The organism is Streptacidiphilus sp. MAP12-20 (genome assembly GCF_041262525.1).
Classification (GTDB): domain Bacteria; phylum Actinomycetota; class Actinomycetes; order Streptomycetales; family Streptomycetaceae; genus Streptacidiphilus.
Genome location: NZ_JBGCCK010000034.1, coordinates 38,926 through 58,954 on the forward strand (window position 1 = coordinate 38,926; position 20,029 = coordinate 58,954).

The following is a 20,029-nucleotide window of genomic DNA, read 5'->3' on the forward strand; positions in this document are numbered from 1 at the left end:
AAGGCCGCATCCAGTCGGATGCGGCCTTCGTCGCCGTTCAGGTGCGTCGCAGGGGTGGGTCAGCCGACCCGCGCCCGTGGTGCGGGGCCGGTCGAGCCGCGGACGACGAGCTCGGGCTCGAACAGCAACTCGTCGTGGGTGACCCTGACTCCGGCCAACTCCCCCACCAGCAGCTCGACCGCGGCCCGGCCCATCGCCTCGATGGGCTGACGGATCGTCGTCAGCGGCGGATCGGTGCAGGTCATGAAGGGGGAATCGTCGAAGCCGACGATCGACACGTCGGCGGGAACGACCAGGCCACGGCGGCGGGCGGCCCGGACCGCGCCCAGCGCGAGCGGATCACTCGCGCAGATCACGCCGGTCACCCCGCGCGCGAGCAGCCTGGTCGCGGCCGCCTGACCGCCCTCCACCGAGAACAGCGCGTGCTCCACTTCCCACTCGGCCGGCCCCAGGCCCGCACGGACCGACGCGTCCCGGGCGGCCGCCAGCTTTCGCCGCGTGGGCATGTGGTCGGGCGGCCCGAGCAGTAGCCCCAGCCGGCGGTGGCCGAGCGAGACGAGATGGCTCACCGCCTGCTCGACCGCCACCGCGTCGTCGCAGCTGACCTGCGGAAATCCGATGTCGGGGATGGCCGCGTTGGTCAGCACGGTGGGCAGGCCACGCCGGAACAGGCGTCGGTAGTGGTCGTGCGGGGACTCCGCCTGCGCATAGAGGCCGCCGAAGAAGACGACGCCGGAGACCTGCTGCTGGAGCAGGAGTTCGACGTAGTCGGACTCGGAGACCCCGCCGGCGGTCTGCGTGCACAGCACCGGCGTGAACCCCTGCTGCGCCAGCGCGCCGCCGACCACCTCGGCGAAGGCCGGGAAGATCGGATTCTGCAGCTCGGGCAGCACCAGGCCGACCAACCGGGAGCGTTCGCCCCGCAGTTGGGTCGGTCGCTCGTAGCCGAGCACATCCAGGGCGGTGAGCACGGTGGCCCGGGTCCGGTCGGAGACACCCGGCTTGCCGTTGAGCACCCGACTGACGGTCGCTTCGCTGACCCCGACCTTTCTGGCCACCTCGGCAAGTCGTCGTGTCATGCTCAGAGTGTAGGGCATCGTCCGCAATAGACAGATGAAAGATCGCAACTTCTTTGCATTACTTGCAACAGAAGTATCAGGCGCAGAGCTACCAGGGCAGCACGCCCTCGGCGTCGAAGAAGCCTCCGGTGGGGCCGTCGGGGCCGATCTGCGCCATCCGCACGATGATCTCGGCGCCCTGCTCGACGGTCTGGTGGCCGGTGTTCCCATTCAGGTCGGTCGCGGTGTAGCCGGGCTCGACCGCGTTGATCCGCATCGCGGGGAACGCCTTCGCGTACTGCACGGTGACCATGTTCACCGCCGTCTTCGACGCCGGGTAGGCCACACCCGGGTAGGCGTGCTTCGGGGTGCCCGGAGTGCTGACGCCGGCGAGGGAGGCCAGGCCACTGCTGACGTTGACCACGACGGGCGCGGCGGAACGCCGCAGCAGGGGGAGGAAGGCGTGGGTGACCCGCACCAGGCCGAAGACGTTCGTCTCGAAGGTCCCGCGCATCAGGTCGGCGGTGAGGTCCGCGGCGCCGATCACCGCGTTCTGTGCCGCCCGCGCCTCGATCCCGGCGTTGTTGACCAGCACGTCCAGCCCACCCTCGGCCTCGATCAGCTTCGCCGCGGCCTGCACCGACGTCTCGTCGGTGACGTCGAGCTGCACGGCTCGGGCGCCCAGCCGCTCGGCGGCGCGGCGTCCGCGCTCCTCGTCCCTGCTGCCGATCCAGACGGTGTGTCCCGCGGCCAGCAGGCGGCGGGCGGTCTCGAAGCCGAGACCCTTGTTCGCTCCAGTGATCAGTGTTGTCGTCATGTCTCCAGCCTGCGGCGGGACGAGGAGGGCAGCCAGGAGTCCGGTCTTCCTGGGACTGCCAGTACCAGGTAGATCCTGACGCGGCGGTGCACAGTGGATTCATGGCGACCACGGAGTTCGGGCAGGCGGTGCGGCGGTGGCGCGACCGGGTCTCCCCGGAGGCGGCCGGACTGCCGCTGGGCGGCCACCGGCGGGCCGCCGGGCTGCGCCGTGAGGAGCTCGCGCTGCTGGCCGGGATCTCCGTCGACTACGTGACCCGCCTCGAACAGGGCCGGGCCACCAACCCGTCGGAACAGGTCGTCGAGGCGCTGGGCAGGGCGCTGCGTCTGTCCGGGCCCGAGCGCGAGCACCTCTTCCACGTCGCGGGGCTCGTCCCACCGGGCCAGGGCACCGTGCCCGCGTACATCACGCCGAGCGTGCAGCGGATGCTGGACCGGCTGACCGGGACGCCCGTCGCGGTCTCCGACGCGACCTGGACGCTGCTGCTGGCCAACCCGATGTACACGGCCCTGATGGGCGAGTACCACGGCAACGAGCGCAACGCGGTCTGGCGCAACTTCCTCGGCTCGGGCAACCGCCGGGTCCGGCACACCCCGCAGTCGCTCCAGGCGCTCGAGGCCGCGCAGGTCTCCGCCCTGCGTTCCGCCTCCCGCCACTATCCGGCCGACCAGCGGCTGCGCCGCCTGATCGCCGAACTGCGCGCGAACAGCAAGCGCTTCGCCGAGCTCTGGGACTCCGGCGCGGTGGGCCGGATCGAGGGCTCACGCAAGACGATCGACCACCCGCAGGTGGGCACGCTGACCCTGGACTGCGACGTGCTCAGCGTCGCCGGCAGCGACCTGCGCATCATGGTCTACACGGCCGAGCCGGACACCGTGGACGCCGAACGCCTGGCTCTGCTCGCCGTCGTGGGCACGCAGTCCTTCGTCGAATGACCTCGCGACCCGGGCCGCCGTCGCCCTAGGAAGTTCAGGGCGCTCTCGCTACTCTCCGCCCATGATTTCCACGGTTGTCTGGGGTACCGGCAATGTCGGCCGCTCGGCGATCCGCTCCGTGGTCGCCCATCCCGGGCTGGACCTGGTCGCCGTGCTGGTGCACGATCCCGCCAAGGTGGGACGCGACGCGGGAGAGCTCGCGGGGCTCGGCTACGAGCTGCGCCTCCCGGCCACGGACGACATCGGCGCGGTCCTCGCCGCCCGCCCGCAGGCCGTCGTCTACGCGGCGACCGGCGACATCCGCCCCGACGAGGCCCTCGCCGACATCACCCGGGCGATCCGGGCCGGGGCCGTCGTGGTCAGCCCTGCCTTGTACGCGCTCTACGACCAGCGCAACGCCCCACCCGAGCTGCGCGATCCGGTGCTGGCCGCGATCGCGCAGGGCGGCGGCTCGCTCTTCGTCTCCGGCGTCGACCCGGGCTGGGGCAACGACGTGCTGCCGCTGCTCATCAGCGGACTCGGCAGCACCGTCGACGTGATCCGCTGTCAGGAGATCTTCGACTACTCCACGTACGACCAGGCCGACTCGGTCCGGTACCTGGTCGGCATGGGCCAGCCGATGGACTACGAGCCGCCGATGCTCGCGCCGGAGGTCCCGACCATGGTCTGGGGCGGGCAGCTGCGGCTGATGGCCCGGGCACTGGGCGTCGAACTCGACGAGATTCGCGAGACCACGGACCGGCGCCCGCTCGACGCAACCATCAGCACCAGGACCATGGGCGACTTCGAAGCCGGTACGCAGGGCGCGGTGCGCTTCGAGGTCCAGGGCATCGTCGACGGCGAGGCCAGGCTCGTCATCGAGCACGTCACCCGCATCCACGCCTCCTGTGCGCCCGACTGGCCGACTCCGCCCGACGGCGACGGCGCGCACCGGGTGATCATCGAGGGCCGCCCGCGCATCGAGGTCACCGTCGCGGCCACGGACGAGGGCGAGAACCGCTCCGCAGGCGGCAACGCCACGGCGGTCGGCCGCCTGGTGAACGCCGTCGACTGGCTCGTGGACGCCGCGCCCGGCCTGTACGACGCACTCGACGTGCCCCTGCGTCCCGCCACCGGCCGACTCGGAAGGAAACAGAGATGATCATCGACATCCCCGAGGGCAACGACCCGATCGGCTACGTCTGGGGCGAGATGGTGCCGGGCATCGGCATGGCCGCCGCCGGATTCTCGCTGGCCGTGTACGAGCACTCGACGCTGGGACTGCGCGAGTTCGAGGCCGCGCGGCTGCGCATCGCGCAGATCAACGGCTGCCTCTTCTGCCTCGACTGGCGCACCGAACGCGACGGAACCACGGTCGAGGACGAGTTCGCCGACGCGGTCGCCGACTGGCGCACCACGGACGCCTTCGACACCCGCACCCGCCTGGCCGCCGAGTACGCCGAGCGCTACGCGCTGGACCACCACGGCCTCGACGAGGAGTTCTGGACGCGGATGAGCGCCCAGTACAGCCAGGCCGAGATCGTGGAACTCACCATGAGCATCGGCTCCTGGCTGGCGTTCGGCCGACTCAACCACGTGCTGGGCCTCGACGCCGTCTGCGTGCTGCCGAGCCACGCGGGGCGATCAGCCACCTAGGCCTTTCAGTCACCTACCCCGTCACGTTCAGCCGGGCGGATCTCCGCGAGCCGGAGATCTCGTCGTGGTGGCGCGCCGGCCGGAGCGCTCTCAGCCCGGTGCGCCCGAGGACTCGCGGACGACCAGGCGGCACGGCACCCGGTGCACGCCGGGCTCGGGCCGCCCGTCGATGGCCTCCATCAGCCGCAGCGCCGCGATCCGGCCGAGCTCCATCAGGTCCATGTCCACCGTGGTCAGCGGCGGGCGGCAGGCCAGGGCCATGACGTCCCAGTTGTCGTAGCCGACCACCGCCACGTCCTCCGGCACCCGGCGGCCGGCCTCGCGCAACGCGTCGACCGCGCCGCGGGCTATCTGGTCGTTGCCGCAGAACATCGCGTCGCAGTCCGGGTCGACCCGCAGCACCGAGCGGGCGGCCTGACGCCCCCAGGCCTCGCTCCAGTCGCCGTGCTGGACCCGGCCGGTGGCCAGCACCAGCCCCGCCTCGGCCAGCGCGGACCGGGTCGCCTCCGCTCGGTCCCTGGCGGCCGCGTGGTGAGTGGGGCCCGCCAGGTGGGCGACGCGGGTGCGACCGGTGTCGGCGAGGTGGTCGACGGCGAGGCGGACACCGAGCTCGTCGTCCGAGACGACGGAGATGTCGGCCGGGTCGGTCGAGGGCCCGAAGGCGTAGACGACGGGCACCGGAAGCTCGCCGAGCAACGGCGGCCGGGGGTCGGTGCGGCGGCCGGTCACGATGATCCCGTCGATCCGCCGGGCGACCAGCGTGCGCAGATGGTGCCGCTCACGGATGGCGTCCCCCCGGGTGTCGCAGAGCAGCACCGAGATCTGTCCCGCGCCCAGCGCGTCCTCCGCGCCGAGCAGGACCGGGATGCTGAACCGCCCGATGCTGTCCGTCGTGACCAGCCCGACCGTCCAACTGCGTCCGGCCAGCAGGCCCTGGGCCAACGGGTTGGGCTGGAAGGCGAGCTGTTCCGCGGCCTCGACCACGCGCTGACGGGTCTCCGGGCGGAGCCTCCCCCGGCCGTTGAGCGCTTTCGACGCGGTGCCCGGCGTCACTCCGGCCAGGGCGGCCACATCGGCGAGGGTGGCGCGCCCGCCGCGAGCCGGCTCCGGTGCTGGGGCCATGGGAAACCCTTTTCTCGACGGCATGCTGACGCTCCTTCATAGCACCGGGAACAGCTGTCTGGACAGCCTGCCGAAGTGGCGCAGATTCAGGCCGCGTGCTCTCTTGACGCTCCGTCAGGTCGCTCCTACATTCACCGGGCAAAGGATTTCCCTGCTTGCCCGCCACGCTGCGCACTACCCTGCTCCGCCGTGACCGGATCCGCGACTCCCCGGGGGAACCGACCATGACCGCTCAACCGCACCGCACCGACCGCACCGACCGGCCCACCGGCCCGGTCCGGCCGACCGCGCGCGCCCGCACCACACTGCGGCCGGTGGACACCCCGCGCCTGACCGGCGGATTCTGGGCCGGGCGGCGGCGCGTCAACGCCGAAGCGGCGATCCCGCAGGGGCCCGCGCTGCTGGAGTCGGCCGGCAACCTCCACGACCTGCGTCTCGCCGCCGGGACGGCCACCGGCCCCTACCGCGGCGAGCTGCCATTCATGGACTCCGACGTCTACAAATGGCTGGAGGCCGCCTCCTGGCAGCTCGGCCCGGCCGGTGCGCCGATGGACCCCCGGCAGCGGATCGGCCTGGCCGAGGAGACCGACCGGATCATCGCCCTGGTCGAAGCCGCCCAGCAGCCCGACGGCTACCTCAGCAGCTGGTTCCAGGTCGCCAGGCCCGGCGAGCGCTACCGCGACCTGCGCTGGGGGCACGAGCTCTACTGCGCGGGCCACCTGATCCAGGCGGGCGTCGCCCACCACCGCAGCACCGGTCGGCGCGACCTGCTCGACATCGCCCGTCGCTTCGCCGACCACCTGGACCAGGTCTTCGGGCCGGACAAGCGGATCGACGGCATCTGCGGCCACCCCGAGATCGAGACGGCGCTGGTCGAGCTGGCCAGAGAGACCGACGAGCCGCGCTACCTCGCGCTGGCGAGGTACTTCGTCGACCGGCGCGGCCACGGACTGCTCGCCGACGCCGAGCGGCGGGTGCCGGGCGCGGAGGTGGTGACCGGCCCCGGGTACTGCCAGGACCGGGTGCCGATCCGGCAGGCCGAGGACGTCGAGGGCCACGCCGTCCGCCAGCTCTACCTGCTGGCGGGCGCGACAGACGTCGCGGCCGAGACCGACGACCCTGAGCTGTGGGCGGCGCTCACCCGGCTCTGGTCGGCCATGACCGCGGCCAAGACCCACCTCACCGGCGGTCTGGGCGCGCACCACGACAAGGAGGACTTCGGCGATCCCTTCGAGCTTCCCACCGAGCGCGCCTACTGCGAGACCTGCGCGGCGGTCGCCTCGGTCCAGTGGAACTGGCGGATGTCCCTGCTCACCGGCGAGGCCAGGTACGCCGACCTGGCCGAGCGCACGCTGTACAACGCGCTGCTGGCCGGCGTCTCACTGGACGGCACCCGCTGGCTCTACGTCAATCCGCTGCAGGTCCGGGACGGGTACCGGGATCGCGGCAGCGATCAGGGCTCGCGGCGCACCCACTGGTTCCGCTGCGCCTGCTGCCCGCCCAATGTGATGCGGCTGCTGGCCGCACTGCCCCACTACCTCGTCTCCAGCGACGGCGAGGGCTTGCAACTGCACCAGTACGCGACGGGAAGCTACGCCGCCGCACTCGGCGAGGGCGGCCAGGGCGGCGAGGCCGCCGTCGCCGTGGAGACCGACTACCCGTGGCAGGGCCGGATCGCGGTCACCGTCGAGTCGACGCCGGAACACCCGTGGACGCTCTCGCTGCGGGTGCCGCAGTGGTGCGACCGCTGGAGCCTGCAGGTGGACGGTCAGCCCGCAGAACTGCCGCTGCAGGACGGCTGGCTGCGCGTTCGTCGGGCCTGGACACCCGGCGAGACCCTGGTGCTGGACCTGGACCTGGAACCCCGCCTGGTCACGGCCGATCCGCGCGTCGACGCCGTACGCGGCTGCGTCGCGGTGGAGCGCGGACCGCTCGTCTACTGCCTGGAACAGGTCGACCACCCCGGCGGCGGGCTGGACGACGTGGTCCTGGACGCGGACGCGCCGCTGACGGTGAAGCAGCGCCCCGACCTGCTCGGCGGCGTCTCCGTCGTGGTCGCCTCCGGCCACCGCAGGCCCGCGCGGCAGGAGCCGGGCTGGTGGCCCTACCGCCGCGCGGAGCCGCAGGCCACGGTCGGCGAGCCGCTGGAGTTGACCGCCATCCCCTATTACGCCTGGGCCAACCGCGAGGCCGGCAGCATGCGCGTCTGGCTGCCCACGAACTGAGCGCGTGGCCGGGGCCGCAAGACCCGGCCCGGCAGCAGCCGGGCCGTCGTCCGCCTCACCCCTCGGGAGGGGAACCCGTCATGAACCCACCCAGACGGCTCGCCGGACTCGCCGGCGGGCTGGTCGTCGCCCTGCTGGCGGCCGTGTTACCCGTCCTCGCCCTCGCCGGCCCCGCGCACGCCGCGTCCTCGTTCACCAGCACCGCCGTCGACCAGGGCGGCGGCAACTGCCTGGACGACCCGAACAGCCAGACCACCACGGGCGTCCAGCTGATCCAGTACTCCTGCAACGGCGGCACCAACCAGAACTGGACCTTCACTCCCGTCTCCGGCACCACCGCGAGCTACACCGTCACCAGCGTGGCAGGCCTGTGCGTGGACGTCTCCGGCCGCTCCACCGCGGACAACGCCAAAATCATCCAGTGGACCTGCAACAACCAGACCAACCAGGAGTTCACCCTCCAACCGGTCGCGGTCTCCGGCGTCAGCAACACCTTCAACCTCGTCGCCGTCCACTCCGGCAAGTGCATCGTCCCGAGCGGTGACAGCACTGCCTCCAACACCCTCCTCGTCCAACTCCCCTGCAGCACCGCCACCACCCGCGTCTGGCAACTGCCCAGCTACCCGGGCGGCGGCAGCAGTGGGAACACCGTCACCGTCAACAACCCCGGCACGCAGACCTCGACCGTCGGCACCGCCGTGTCGCTGCAGCTCAGCGGCTCGGACTCGGCGAGCGGTCAGAGCCTGACCTACACCGCGAGCGGGCTGCCGGCCGGGCTGGCCATCAGCTCCTCCGGCCTGATCTCCGGCACCCCGACGACGGCGGGAACCTCCACGGCCACCGTCACCGCGACCGACACGACCGGCGCCTCCGGCACGGCGTCCTTCTCCTGGACCGTCAACACCGGGTCGGGCGGCGGCAGCTACCAGGGCATCCCGGCGGTGGCTCCCAACGCCTGCCACAACTCCTCGCTGCCCAACGCCTACGGCACCAACTTCCCCACCCCGTCGGACCCGTACGGCCAGGGCTACTCCAACGAGTCGGCGCTGGGCTGGGACGGCAACTACTGGCCGGTCTTCTCCTACCTCTCCGGCTCCTACTTCGCGCGCGGCGTGCCCACGACCTACAACTCGGGCGGCACGAACATCTGCGGCGCCATGTACGCGTTCAGCATCTACCACAACGGCGGCAACCGGCCCGCGCAGTCGGTGCAGTGGGCGGAGGACAGCGGCTACCTGCCCGCGTTGACCACCTCGTTCACGACCGGCAGCGCCTCGGTGTCCATCAAGGACTTCGCCGACAAGGCGACCATCGGCGGCAACCCGGTCATGCTCGTCTACACCCGGGTCTCCGTCACGAACAACGGCAGCTCGGCGCTGACTCTCGACCCGGGCGGGAGCGGCACCAACCTGGTCCGACTGACCAGCAGTTCGCTCAACACCGTGCAGCCGGGCGCCACCAGCAACCACGACTACGTGGCCGCCGTCGACACCTTCGGCTCGGGTGCGGCGCTGCCCGGCAGCAGCACGCTCAGCGGCAACGCACCGAGTCTGGACAGCGCCTACAGCGCGATGACGTCCTACTGGAACGGCCGCGTCGCCGAGACGCCGACCGTCTCGCTGCCCAACCTCACCCTCCCCAACACCGGCAGCCTCGCCAACCCGGGCACCGCCCTCACCAACGCCTACAAGGCGGGCACGATCTACGACCTCATCATGCAGGTCGGCGAGGCGCAGTTCTCCGCCGCGAACAACTACGCCTGGCTGCTCAACCACGACGTGCCCGGCGAGCTGATCGCCCGCTTCGAGACCGGTGACTTCCACGACGCGCAGAACCTGCTGCTGACCGGCCGGATCTCGGAGGACCCGAGCTTCAACGAGCAGGGTGCCAACTGGTACTACGACGGCGACTGGAAGACCCCGGCCGCCTGGGCGCTCTACCTCGCCAAGACCGGTGACACCGCCTTCGTCAGCCAGTACTTCCACGACGACTCCGGCGGCAGCAGCCCGTGGGGGCCCAGCCTCTACACCATCATGCACAGCATCTACCAGGGTCAGCTCGCCTCCGACGGCGTGCTCGCCACGAGCTACGACAACGACTCCTCCGGGCGCTGGCTCTTCGACGACTACTCGGCGCTGCAGGGCCTGGCGGCCTACAAGTACATCGCGACCAGGCTCGGCAACACCGCCGAGGCGCAGTATGCGGACTCCGCCTACACCTCGCTGCTGAGCCACCTCAACACCCTGCTGGGCACCAACGAGTCGGCGAACGGCTTCAGTTACCTGCCCTGCACGGTGGATCAGCCCAACTCGGCCAACCGGTGCAACACCTACAACGATGCCAACTGGGCCTCGCCGGAATGGGTCGGCCAGAACCAGTGGTCGACGATGCTCGAGGGCGGCACGCTCAACGGCATCGCTGGCAACCCGGCCCAGGGCGACGCGCTCTACGCCTGGGGCTTGAACCGGCTCTCCGCCAACGGGTTGCCCTACCCGACCTTCGGGGCGTTCAACGGCTACTCGACGGCCTACAACACGGCCTACGCGTCCAACGGCCTGTACGGGACGCAGTACCGCGACCTGCCGATCACCAGCTACGCCTGGCAGCTCGCCACCACGACCGGCGGCCCCAACGCCTGGTGGGAGGCGAACGGCACCGGGCCCGACTCGGGCAATCCGTGGATCGGCAACCACGCCGGTCCCGAGTTCGGCGCCTGCCCGTACGCCTGGCCGACCTCCGCGCAGCAGCAGGGCCTGCTGGAGTCGATCGTCGCCGAGGGGCTCGCGTCCACCGGCAGTGGTCCCTACAGCTTCACCAAGCCGCTCTACCTCGGCCGCGGCATCCCCAACACCTGGGTGACGGCCGGCCAGACCGTCTCCGTCTCCAACCTGACCAGTGCGTACGACGTGTCCAACGGATCCCGCTCCAGCTACGGGGTCACGCTGGCCGTCACCAAGCCGGGCAGCAGCAGGGTCGTCACCGTCAGCCTCAGCGGCACGCTGCCGGGCGGCACGGTCGCGATCCAGCTGCCGATCTTCCTCTCCGTGGGCGTGACCGGCGTCAGCGGAGGCAGCTACGACTCCACCACCCACACCGTCACGGCGAACTCCGGAGCCACCACGGTGACCATCACGCTGGCGAGCTGACGCGACGTCAATTGTGATCGCTCACACGCCGGCGGTCCCGGGGCCCCCGGGACCGCCGGCCCACCGACCCACCCCACCGACCGAGGAGCACACCCCGATGAGACCACCCGCCTGGCGAAGAAGCCTCGCCGCCGCGCTCGCCGCCCTCGCCCTGGCCGTCACGGCCGCCTGCAGCAGCGGCGGCGGCAACCCAACGCCGGGCGGGAGCGCGGCGCAGCAGGGGACGCAGATCACGATGTGGACCCGCGCGGGCACCCAGTCGCAGACGCAGGCCCTGGTCAGTGCCTACAACGCGTCCCACAAGAACCACGTCGTGCTGACCACCTACCCGAACGAGCAGTACCCCGCCAAGATCGCCGCGGCAGCGGGGGCCCACGCCCTGCCCGACATCTTCACCTCCGACGTGGTCTTCGCGCCCAACTACGTCTCGCAGGGGCTCTGGCAGGACGTCTCCGCCCGCTTCCAGGCGCTGCCCTTCAAGGACAGCGTGGCTCCCTCCCACATCAAGGCCGCCACCAAGGACGGCAAGCTCTACGCCGTCCCGCACGCGCTGGACCTGTCCGTGCTCTTCTACAACAAGGCCCTCTACAAGCAGGCCGGGCTCGACCCGGCCAAGCCGCCGACCACCATGGCCGAGTTCGCCGCGCAGGCGCGCGCCGTTGCCAAGCTGGGCGGCAAGGTCAAAGGCACGTACATCGGCGGCAACTGCGGCGGCTGCGTCGAGTTCACATTCTGGCCCTCGGTCTGGGCGGACGGCGGCACGGTGATGGACGACGCCGGAACGAAGAGCAATATCGCCAGTCCGCAGGTCACCGCCGTCTTCAAGATCTACCACGACCTGTTCGCCGACGGCACCATGGACCCGGCCGCCAAGTCCGAGGACGGCACCACCTGGCTCGGCGCACTGCAGTCCGGCACCGTCGGCATCGCCCCCGGCCCGTCCTCCTGGTTGAGCCTGATCCGGCAGAAGGGCATCGACGTGGGCGTGGCCCCCATCCCGGGCGTGAACGGCGGCAGTTCGACGTTCGTCGGCGGCGACGTGGCCGGGATCTCCGCGACCAGCTCGCACGCCGACGCGGCCTGGGACTTCCTCTCCTGGACGCTCGGCGACCAGGCGCAGGTCGAGGTCGTGGCCAAGCAGGGCCAGATCATCGCCCGCACCGACCTGGCACAGAACAAGTACGCCGCGAGCGACCCGGCCGTGGTCGCCATCAACCAGGTGCTCGCCAAGGGCCAGACGCCCTATGCACTGAACTTCAACGCCAGCTACAACGACCCGCAGAGTCCGTGGACGGCGGCCCTGCGCGGCGCTCTGTTCGGGCCGGACCCGGCCAAGGCACTGTCGGACGGGCAGGCGGCGATCACCAAGTCCCTGAACCAGCAGTAACGCGGCCGCCCACGTCAGAAGTCCGAGCAGGTCCGAGCCCCGCACGGAGGCGCACCACCATGCAGACATCCCTCGACCGGCTGTCCCGCTCCCGCGCCCCGGGCGGCCGCTCGGCTCCCGCTCCGTCCGCCGCGAAGCCGGGCGCCGGCGCGCGCCGCAGGCGACTGACGGGCCTGCTCTACGCCGCACCGACGGCGCTGGTGGTCGCGGTGCTCTTCGTCGCGCCGCTGGTGCTGGTCGGCTGGATGTCGCTGAACCACTGGCCGCTACTGGCTCCGCCCACGCTCAACGCGCCGCACAACTACGCGAGCGTGGCCGACAACCCGCTGATCGGGCAGGCGGCCTGGTTCACGCTCAAGTACACCCTCGTCACGACCGTGGTGCTGTTCGCGGTCTCCTTCGGGCTGGCCCTGCTGGTGCAGCATCGCCGGCCCGGCACGGGCCTGCTGCGCACCGCCTTCTTCCTGCCCGCCGCCGTGGGCTTCGCCACCGCCTCGCTGCTCTTCCTCGGGCTGCTCAGCAACGAGATCGGGCCGGTCAATCCGATGCTGCACGGGCTCGGCCTGATCACCAAGCCGATCGACTGGATCACCGGCAGCCCGAACACCGCGCTCTCCTCCACCGTCGCGCTGGTGACCTGGCGCTTCGCCGGGTTCAACATGCTGATCCTGCTGACCGGCCTGCACGCGATCCCGGTCGAGCTCTACGAGGCCGCGCGGATCGACGGCGCGGGCCCGGTGCAGATCCTGCGCCGGATCACACTGCCCCTGCTCCGGCCGACGATCGCGCTGGTGCTGATCATGATGATCACCGGCTCGCTGCTGGCCTTCGACCAGTTCTACATCCTCACCAAGGGCGGGCCTGACAACAGCACCACCTCCGTGGTGATGGTCATCGTCCGGGAGGCCTTCGTCCGCTTCGACCTCGGTTCGGCGGCGGCCCTCTCCGTACTCGCGCTGGCCGTGCTGATCGTGCTCAACGTGCTGCAACTTTCACTGCTGCGCCGCCGCGACGACCGCTAGGAGCCACCCGATGACATCCCTCGCTCTCCCTTACCGCACCCGCCGCACGGCGGGCCGGCTCGGGTACTACGGCACCGGCGCGGCGCTGGCCGTGCTCTTCCTCTTCCCGCTGCTGTGGAGCGGCTGGGCCTCGGTGCGCACGCCACACGGCTTCGGCCTGCAGAATTTCCGCGCCATGGTCCACTACGGCAACGGCATCGGCGCCTACCTGGCCAACAGCGCGGCCGTCACGCTGATGACGGTGACCGGCACGCTGGCGGTCTCCGTACTCGGCGGCTACGCCTTCGGCCGGTTCCGCTTCCCCGGCAAAAACCTGCTCTTCCTGCTCACACTGGCGATCCTGATGGTGCCCTATCCGACCATCCTGATCCCGCTCTACGTCCTGCTCGGTGATCTGGGCCTGCAGAATTCGCTGGTCGGGCTCTCGTTGGTGCTGATCATGTTCCAACTGCCGTTCGCCACCTTTATGATGCGCAACTCCTTCGAGGCGATCCCGCAGGAGCTGCTGGACTCCGCCGCGATCGACGGCTGCGGCAGCTTCGCGACGCTGACCCGCGTGCTGGTGCACGCGGTGCGCCCCGCTGTGGTGACGGTCGGACTCTTCGCGTTCCTGGCCGCCTGGAACGACTTCTTCGCCTCACTGATCCTGCTCAACTCCTCGGACAGGTTCACCCTCCCGCTCGCCGTGGTCGACATGGAGGGCCGCACCTTCGGCGCGATCGACTACCCGACGCTGCAGGCCGGTGTCGTCTTCATGGCGGCCCCGTGCCTGCTGCTCTTCCTGCTGCTCCAGCGCAGCTACGTGCGGGGCTTCATGTCCGGCGCGCTGCGTGGCTGAGCCGGGCTGTCCCACCCACCACTCCGGTCCACCCACCTGAAAGGGGATCTGCATGACCGTTCGAACGAGAGCGACACTGCTGGGGAGGCGGCTTGCGGCCGCCGGAGCCGGGCTCGCCCTGGCCCTCGGCGCACTCGTCGGCGCAGGCGCGGGGGCGGCGCAGGCCGCGACGTCCCTGCCCTGCGACCTCTACGCCGCTGCGGGCACGCCCTGCGTCGCCGCGCACAGCACGGTCCGGGCCCTGTTCGCCGCCTACAGCGGCCCGCTCTACCAGGTCCAGCGCGCCTCCGACGGCGCCACCGCCGACATCGGCCTGCTCAGCTCCGGCGGGTACGCGAACGCCGCGGCGCAGGACTCCTTCTGCGCGGGCACCACCTGCACGATCACCGTGCTCTACGACCAGAGCTCCCAGCACAACAACCTCACCATCGCCGGCCCCGGCGGGAACGGCGGCCAGGACGTCGGCGCGAACGCGTCGGCGCTGCCGCTGACGGTGGGCGGCCACAAGGTCTACGGCGTCTACGTCAGCGCCGGGGTCGGCTACCGGAACAACGCCACCACCGGTGTGCCGACCGGCAGTCAGCCGCAGGGCGCGTACATGGTCGCCGCCGGCGACCATGTGAACGGCGGCTGCTGCTTCGACTACGGGAACGCCGAGACCTCCGGCACCGACACCGGCAACGGCCACATGGACGCGATCAACTTCAGCACCGAGTGCTGGTTCTCCCCCTGCTCCGGCTCCGGACCCTGGGTCCAGGCGGACCTCGAGAACGGCCTCTTCGCGGGGGCGAACGGATCCGACACCAACAACAAGGGCAACTCGAGTGCTTTCGTGACCGCACTGCTGAAGAACAACGGCACGACGACCTATGCGATCAAGGGCGGCAACGCCCAATCGGGTTCGCTGACCACCTGGTACAACGGCCCGCTGCCCAATCTCGGCGGATACGCCCCGATGCATCAGGAAGGCGCGATCATCCTGGGGACCGGCGGTGACAACAGCAACAGCTCGGTCGGCTCGTTCTTCGAAGGCGTCATCACCGCCGGCTACCCGACGGACGCGGCGGACGACTCGGTCCAGGCGAACATCGTCGCCGCCGGCTACACCGCCGCAAGCGGCGGCGGAGGCGGGGGCGGCAGCGTCACCGGGGCGCTGCACGCGGTCGGCGCGGGTAAGTGTCTGGATGTGCCCAACTCCACCACCACGGGTGGCACCCAGCTCCAGATCTACAGCTGCGGCGGGGCCGCCAACCAGACCTGGACGCACACCGCCGCCAACCAGCTGACCGTCTACAGCGGCAGCTCCCAGATGTGCCTGGACGCCAACTACAACGGGACCACGCCCGGCACGAAGGTCATCATCTGGCCCTGCAACGGCCAGACCAACCAGCAGTGGCAGCTCAACGCCAACGGCACCGTCACCGGTGTGCAGTCAGGCCTCTGCCTGGACGTCACCGGCGCCCGGACCGCCAACGGCGCCCTGGTCGAACTGTGGACCTGCAACGGCGGCAGCAACCAGCAGTGGGCCATTCCCTGAGTCGATTGTTAGCGTTCACAATCCAGAGGGCGACCGTTCGGCTCCGCGTGACTCCCGGCCTCTAGCTTTCCTGCGGACCGGTCCGCTCGGGAGACCGGGAGTCAGCGACGGAGAGTGCGATGCGCGCATCAAGAACGGTCAGCCGACGGGCAGTTCTCGGCAGTGCGATCGGCGTGACGGCGGGGCTGGCACTGCCGGCCCCGCTCGCCGTCGCGTCCAGCACGACTCCCCGGTCGGCAGCCGCGTCGAGCACCGACGCGATGCTGCCCTTCGTCGAGCACTACACCACCAACACCTCGGCGAATCTGACCGCAGCCACGAACGCCGCCGTCGACGCCCTGTCCGGGATGGCCAGGGCCTGGCAGACCGGATCGGTCTGGAACAACGGGACGGTGATCGACCGTCAGCTGCTGCGCGCCAATATGCGCCACTGCGTCGAGACCACCGCGAGGCGTACCGCCGAGCAGGCCAAGCAGGCGTTCATCCACGACCGCCAGGACCAGAGCTACGGCGTGATCGACGGGCTAGGCCCGCTCGCCGAGCTCTACAAAGCCGGTGCGCTCGCCGTCACCAGCATCACCGCCGCGCCGGACGGCACTCCCCCCGGCCCAGTGAACGAAGGCGTTCCCGCCGGCGCTCCGGCCGGATCGGCGACCGGCGCCGGCTCCACCGCCTCGCAGCTCGGTGCGGTGGTCGCGCTGGTGCAGACCCTGCGCGGCACCTACTCCTCCGGCAACCCGTCCAAGCTCGCCTACCGCTACCCCCGGCCCTGGCGGATGACCGAGGACAGCGAGGTCGTCGACACCGGCGCCACGGACGCCTTCGGCTTCCCCGTCTACCGGTCCGAGGTGATCGTGGCACCGCAGTTGCTGCGGCAGCGCAGCGCGACCCCGGCCACCGACGGCGGCTACCCCAGCGGCCACACCAACGCCTTCTTCCTGGCCGCTCTCGCGCTCGCCCACGCCGTCCCCGAACGCTTCCAGGAGCTGGTGACCCGCGCCTTCGAACTGGCGGACTCGCGCATCGTCGCGGGCATGCACTCCCCCGTCGACGTCCTCGGCGGCCGCACCCTGGCCACCGCCCTTGCGGCGGCGATCCTGTCCGACCCGGCCAACGCGGGCATCAAGACCGCTGCCCGCAACACGGCCTCGGCCTACTTCCAGGCGGTGACGGGAACGACCGCCGACACGCTGTACGCCTTCGCCCACGGCGCCGACAGCGCCGACAGCGCCGACAGCTCCACCGACCCCTACGCGGACCGCCGGGTCAACGCCGCCACCGTCGCACCGCTGCTGACCTACGGCCTGCCCCGGCGAGGAGAGCGCCGGGAGATGACGGTGCCGCAGGGCGCCGAGGTGCTGCTGGAAACCCGACTGCCCTACCTCAGCGCGGACCAGCGCCGGGAGGTGCTGCGGACCACCGCTCTGCCGTCCGGCCACCCGATTCTCGAAGGACCGGAGCAGTGGGGGCGACTGAACCTCTTCGCGGCGGCCGACGCCTACGCCGCCTTCGACGAGGACGTCCGGGTCACCATGGCCGCCTCCGCGCAGGGCTTCCACGCCGCCGACAGCTGGCGCAACGACATCGCGGGCCCCGGCGGCCTGACCAAGCGGGGCACCGGCACGCTCACCCTCGCGGGCGCCAACCGCTACCGCGGCGGCACCCAGGTCCGGGAGGGCGTGCTGGTTGCCGCGAGCCGTGAGGCGCTGGGCCGGGGCGACGTCCTGGTCCAGGGCGGCACCCTGCGGCTGGCCGCAGACTCCGGCGTCCGCGTCCACGGCTCGCTCACGCTGGCCGGCGGCAGCCTGGAAGCCGCGGATGGCGACGCGCACGACGGCGCTCCCGCTTTGGACGCGGCCGGGTGCGTGCGCCTGGGCTGGGACAGCGATCTGACGATCCACCTCTCCTCGGCCGCAGCGTCGGGCCACACCCGGAGCCTTCACCTCATCAGCGCGGACGGGCTGACCGGCCGGTTCCGCTCGATCAGCGTCGACGTCCCCGGCTACCGGCTCCAGCCCCGTTACACCGGCACCGGGCTGCACCTCAAACTCACCGCCGCGCACTGACCTGCTCTCACGGACGCACGAGCCCCACTCATCCCAGGGAGATCCGCATGAGGAAGCTGCACACGTTCGCCGTCGCCACCGCCCTGCTCACCCTCGCCTCGACCGGCCCCGCGGCGGCGGGCGCGACGACCCCCGCCTCCGCCGCGTCCACGACCTCTTACGCTTCCGCTTCCGCTTCCGGCATCGGCGGAAGTTTCTCGCTGCTCAACTACAACGTGGCGGGCCTGCCGGTGGTGCACGAGCCGCCGACAACCCTCTCCATGGAGGCCGCCGCGACCCAGATCGGCCTGCGAGTCCAGCCCTTCGACATCGTCCACGCGCAGGAGGACTTCAACTACCACGCGTACATCTACGCAGGTGACGGCCACGCCTACCGGACTGCGACCAGCGGTCCGGCGGGCTTCGGCGACGGCCTCAACACGATGTCGAACCACCCCTTCGAGGACTTCCAGCGGGTGACCTGGTCGAGCTGCTACCCCGACAACGGCGACTGCATCACACCGAAGGGCTTCACCTTCATGCGGATGCGCCTGGCCGAGGGCGACTACGTCGACTTCTACAACCTGCACACCAACGCCGGGACCAGCAGCGGCGACGAGACCGCGCGCGAGGCGGAGTGGCAGCAGCTGACGGCCTTCATCCAGGCCAACTCCGCCGGCAACGCGGTGGTGGTCGCGGGTGACACCAACAGCCGCTACACCCGCACCCCCGACCAGCTGCAGGGCTTCGTCGCGGCCAACAGTCTCACCGACGCGTGGGTGCAGCTGGAGCTCGGCGGCACGGCCCCGGCCGCCGGTGCGCCCAACCTGATGTGCGACGAGGCCGCGATCACCGACACCTGCGAGATCACGAACAAGGCCCTCTACCGCAGCAACAAGCTGGTCGGCCTCAACGCCACGGGCTACCACAACGAGCACGCCGGGTTCCTCGACCCGGCCGGTCTGATGCTCTCGGACATGGACCCGATCCTGACGAACTTCAGCTGGACGCAGAGCGCCGACTACCGCCAGAGCGACGACTTCGGCGGCCCGCACGGCAGTTTCTACACCGACCTGGGCAGCGTGCCGGCGCACGCCCAGGCCACCACGATCTCGCTGCGCAGCGGGAACCGGATCGATCAGGTCGGGATCACCCTCGCCGACGGAACCAGCTTCACGCACGGCGGTTCCGGCGGCACCGCCGCGTCGCTGACCCTGGGCAGCGGTGAGTACGTCACCCAGACCCAGCTCTGCGAGGCCCAGTACAACGGTGACACCCGGATCTTCTCCGCCCGCTTCACCACCAACCTCGGCCGGACCCTGTCCGGCGGCACCACCACCTCGGACTGCACGACGTACACGGCTCCGACCGGCTGGCAGGTCGCGGGCTTCTACGGTCGCTCCGGCGCAGCCGTGGACAAGCTCGGCGTGATCTACACCCAGCGGTGACCCACGCCGACCCAGCGCTGACCTCCTGATCCAGCTCAACCGCCCGGCGCCGACTGGCGCCGGGCGCCCTGCGTTTCGGGGCCGCATCCGCTCCCTGTCATGCGCCCGCACAGGACACGAACCGGCAACGCGATCGCCTCCCTCTTGACACAGATGCCTTCGAGGAAGGAATCTTCACGAGGGATTGGGAGCGCTCCCAAATACAGGACCAAGAGGCTCCCGGCCCGCCACGTCCAGATACCGCCACCGGGGCCGCTGCCTGCACCAGCGACTCGGGAGCGCTCCCAGAACATCCACTTCCTCGCACCCACCCAGCCGCACCCTCCGACGAAGGAGACTCCATGCGCACGTCCTCCGCACTTCGCGTCGCCCGGCCCCGCAGAGCCGTCGTGTCCTCGGCCGTGGCTCTGTCCGCCGCTGTCACCCTGCTGGTCACCGGCTGCTCCTCCGGCGGCGGCAGTGGTTCGGGGAATCCCAGCGGCTCGAGCGCCGCGAAGATCACGCTCACCGTCGGCGACTTCGGCACGTTCGGATACAAGGAGGCGGGTCTGTTCGACGCCTACATGGCCGCGCACCCGAACATCACCATCAAGGAGGACACCACCACCGCGGAGGCGGACTACTGGACCGCCCTGCAGACCCACCTGTCGGCCGGCGGCCTCGACGACATCCAGGCGCTGGAGGTCGGCCGCATCTCGCTGGCCACCTCCGACGCGCTGAGCAGCGCTTTCGAGGACCTGAGCAAGGCGCCCGGTGTCAACAGGAGCGACTACCTGCCCTGGAAGTGGGCCCAGGCCACCACCGCCTCGGGCAA

General features: G+C 70.9%; 13 protein-coding genes and 3 pseudogenes. 13 read left to right on the forward strand and 3 right to left on the reverse strand.

The features are described from left to right. Positions 1-59 precede the first annotated feature (59 nt). Together ABIA32_RS31390 and ABIA32_RS31395 are read right to left on the reverse strand one after the other, a co-directional pair. Entirely contained in the window at positions 60-1,079 is a 1,020-nt protein-coding gene (locus ABIA32_RS31390) for a LacI family DNA-binding transcriptional regulator (protein ID WP_370102885.1), read from the reverse strand. A gap of 88 nt (positions 1,080-1,167) precedes the next feature. After that, complete coding sequence (locus ABIA32_RS31395; RefSeq protein WP_370102887.1) at positions 1,168-1,875, reverse strand: SDR family oxidoreductase; 708 nt, start codon at positions 1,873-1,875, stop codon at positions 1,168-1,170. A gap of 101 nt (positions 1,876-1,976) precedes the next feature. Between ABIA32_RS31395 and ABIA32_RS31400 the strand changes: the two genes are divergently transcribed. The 3 genes from ABIA32_RS31400 (at position 1,977) to ABIA32_RS31410 (ending at position 4,445) form a co-directional block, all read left to right on the forward strand. Then, positions 1,977-2,810, forward strand: coding sequence for a helix-turn-helix transcriptional regulator (locus ABIA32_RS31400; RefSeq protein ID WP_370102889.1), 834 nt, complete (start codon positions 1,977-1,979; stop codon positions 2,808-2,810). A gap of 61 nt (positions 2,811-2,871) precedes the next feature. Then, the gene (locus ABIA32_RS31405) at positions 2,872-3,951 is read left to right on the forward strand and encodes a dihydrodipicolinate reductase (protein ID WP_370102891.1); all 1,080 of its coding nucleotides are present in this window, start codon (positions 2,872-2,874) and stop codon (positions 3,949-3,951) included. Further along, complete coding sequence (locus ABIA32_RS31410) at positions 3,948-4,445, forward strand: carboxymuconolactone decarboxylase family protein (RefSeq protein WP_370102893.1); 498 nt, start codon at positions 3,948-3,950, stop codon at positions 4,443-4,445. Before ABIA32_RS31405 ends, ABIA32_RS31410 begins: the two co-directional genes overlap by 4 nt. A 90-nt stretch (positions 4,446-4,535) precedes the next feature. Here the strand turns inward: ABIA32_RS31410 and ABIA32_RS31415 are convergent, their stop codons facing one another. Further along, complete coding sequence (locus ABIA32_RS31415) at positions 4,536-5,567, reverse strand: LacI family DNA-binding transcriptional regulator (protein ID WP_370102895.1); 1,032 nt, start codon at positions 5,565-5,567, stop codon at positions 4,536-4,538. Positions 5,568-5,791: 224 nt separating this feature from the next. Here ABIA32_RS31415 and ABIA32_RS31420 point away from each other — a divergent pair, with 224 nt between their 5' ends. From ABIA32_RS31420 to ABIA32_RS31465, 10 genes and pseudogenes are all read left to right on the forward strand, one after another. After that, the gene (locus tag ABIA32_RS31420; protein ID WP_370102897.1) at positions 5,792-7,792 is read left to right on the forward strand and encodes a glycoside hydrolase family 127 protein; all 2,001 of its coding nucleotides are present in this window, start codon (positions 5,792-5,794) and stop codon (positions 7,790-7,792) included. 80 nt (positions 7,793-7,872) lie between these two features. Further along, a pseudogene (locus ABIA32_RS31425) lies at positions 7,873-8,388 on the forward strand (RICIN domain-containing protein); the annotation flags it as partial. Positions 8,389-8,427: 39 nt separating this feature from the next. Further along, positions 8,428-8,715: pseudogene (locus tag ABIA32_RS31430) on the forward strand (putative Ig domain-containing protein); the annotation flags it as partial. Between the two features lie 2,320 nt (positions 8,716-11,035). Further along, positions 11,036-12,325 (forward strand): sugar ABC transporter substrate-binding protein, encoded by a 1,290-nt coding sequence (locus tag ABIA32_RS31435; RefSeq protein WP_370102899.1) that lies wholly within the window; start codon positions 11,036-11,038, stop codon positions 12,323-12,325. Positions 12,326-12,384: 59 nt separating this feature from the next. Next, on the forward strand, positions 12,385-13,347 hold the full coding sequence (locus tag ABIA32_RS31440) for a carbohydrate ABC transporter permease (protein WP_370102901.1): 963 nt from the start codon (positions 12,385-12,387) through the stop codon (positions 13,345-13,347). Positions 13,348-13,357: 10 nt separating this feature from the next. After that, the gene (locus tag ABIA32_RS31445; RefSeq protein ID WP_370102903.1) at positions 13,358-14,185 is read left to right on the forward strand and encodes a carbohydrate ABC transporter permease; all 828 of its coding nucleotides are present in this window, start codon (positions 13,358-13,360) and stop codon (positions 14,183-14,185) included. A 52-nt stretch (positions 14,186-14,237) separates the two neighbouring features. Beyond that, positions 14,238-15,722: an arabinofuranosidase catalytic domain-containing protein gene (locus ABIA32_RS31450; protein ID WP_370102905.1), complete on the forward strand. Its 1,485-nt coding sequence runs from the start codon at positions 14,238-14,240 to the stop codon at positions 15,720-15,722. A gap of 119 nt (positions 15,723-15,841) precedes the next feature. Further along, positions 15,842-17,788 carry a phosphatase PAP2 family protein gene (locus ABIA32_RS31455; protein ID WP_370102907.1) on the forward strand — a complete coding sequence of 649 codons (1,947 nt, stop codon included), beginning with the start codon at positions 15,842-15,844 and terminating at the stop codon, positions 17,786-17,788. A gap of 47 nt (positions 17,789-17,835) precedes the next feature. Then, positions 17,836-19,215 carry a jacalin-like lectin gene (locus tag ABIA32_RS31460; RefSeq protein WP_370102909.1) on the forward strand — a complete coding sequence of 460 codons (1,380 nt, stop codon included), beginning with the start codon at positions 17,836-17,838 and terminating at the stop codon, positions 19,213-19,215. A gap of 341 nt (positions 19,216-19,556) precedes the next feature. Continuing rightward, positions 19,557-20,029: pseudogene (locus ABIA32_RS31465) on the forward strand (carbohydrate ABC transporter substrate-binding protein); the annotation flags it as partial.

Bases quoted from the DNA above. Each gene is read 5' to 3' on its own strand.
- ABIA32_RS31390 (WP_370102885.1), bottom strand. From the start codon at position 1,079: ATGACACGACGACTTGCCGAGGTGGCCAGAAAGGTCGGGGTCAGCGAA.
- ABIA32_RS31395 (WP_370102887.1), bottom strand. From the start codon at position 1,875: ATGACGACAACACTGATCACTGGAGCGAACAAGGGTCTCGGCTTCGAG.
- ABIA32_RS31400 (WP_370102889.1), top strand. From the start codon at position 1,977: ATGGCGACCACGGAGTTCGGGCAGGCGGTGCGGCGGTGGCGCGACCGG.
- ABIA32_RS31405 (WP_370102891.1), top strand. From the start codon at position 2,872: ATGATTTCCACGGTTGTCTGGGGTACCGGCAATGTCGGCCGCTCGGCG.
- ABIA32_RS31410 (WP_370102893.1), top strand. From the start codon at position 3,948: ATGATCATCGACATCCCCGAGGGCAACGACCCGATCGGCTACGTCTGG.
- ABIA32_RS31415 (WP_370102895.1), bottom strand. From the start codon at position 5,567: ATGGCCCCAGCACCGGAGCCGGCTCGCGGCGGGCGCGCCACCCTCGCC.
- ABIA32_RS31420 (WP_370102897.1), top strand. From the start codon at position 5,792: ATGACCGCTCAACCGCACCGCACCGACCGCACCGACCGGCCCACCGGC.
- ABIA32_RS31435 (WP_370102899.1), top strand. From the start codon at position 11,036: ATGAGACCACCCGCCTGGCGAAGAAGCCTCGCCGCCGCGCTCGCCGCC.
- ABIA32_RS31440 (WP_370102901.1), top strand. From the start codon at position 12,385: ATGCAGACATCCCTCGACCGGCTGTCCCGCTCCCGCGCCCCGGGCGGC.
- ABIA32_RS31445 (WP_370102903.1), top strand. From the start codon at position 13,358: ATGACATCCCTCGCTCTCCCTTACCGCACCCGCCGCACGGCGGGCCGG.
- ABIA32_RS31450 (WP_370102905.1), top strand. From the start codon at position 14,238: ATGACCGTTCGAACGAGAGCGACACTGCTGGGGAGGCGGCTTGCGGCC.
- ABIA32_RS31455 (WP_370102907.1), top strand. From the start codon at position 15,842: ATGCGCGCATCAAGAACGGTCAGCCGACGGGCAGTTCTCGGCAGTGCG.
- ABIA32_RS31460 (WP_370102909.1), top strand. From the start codon at position 17,836: ATGAGGAAGCTGCACACGTTCGCCGTCGCCACCGCCCTGCTCACCCTC.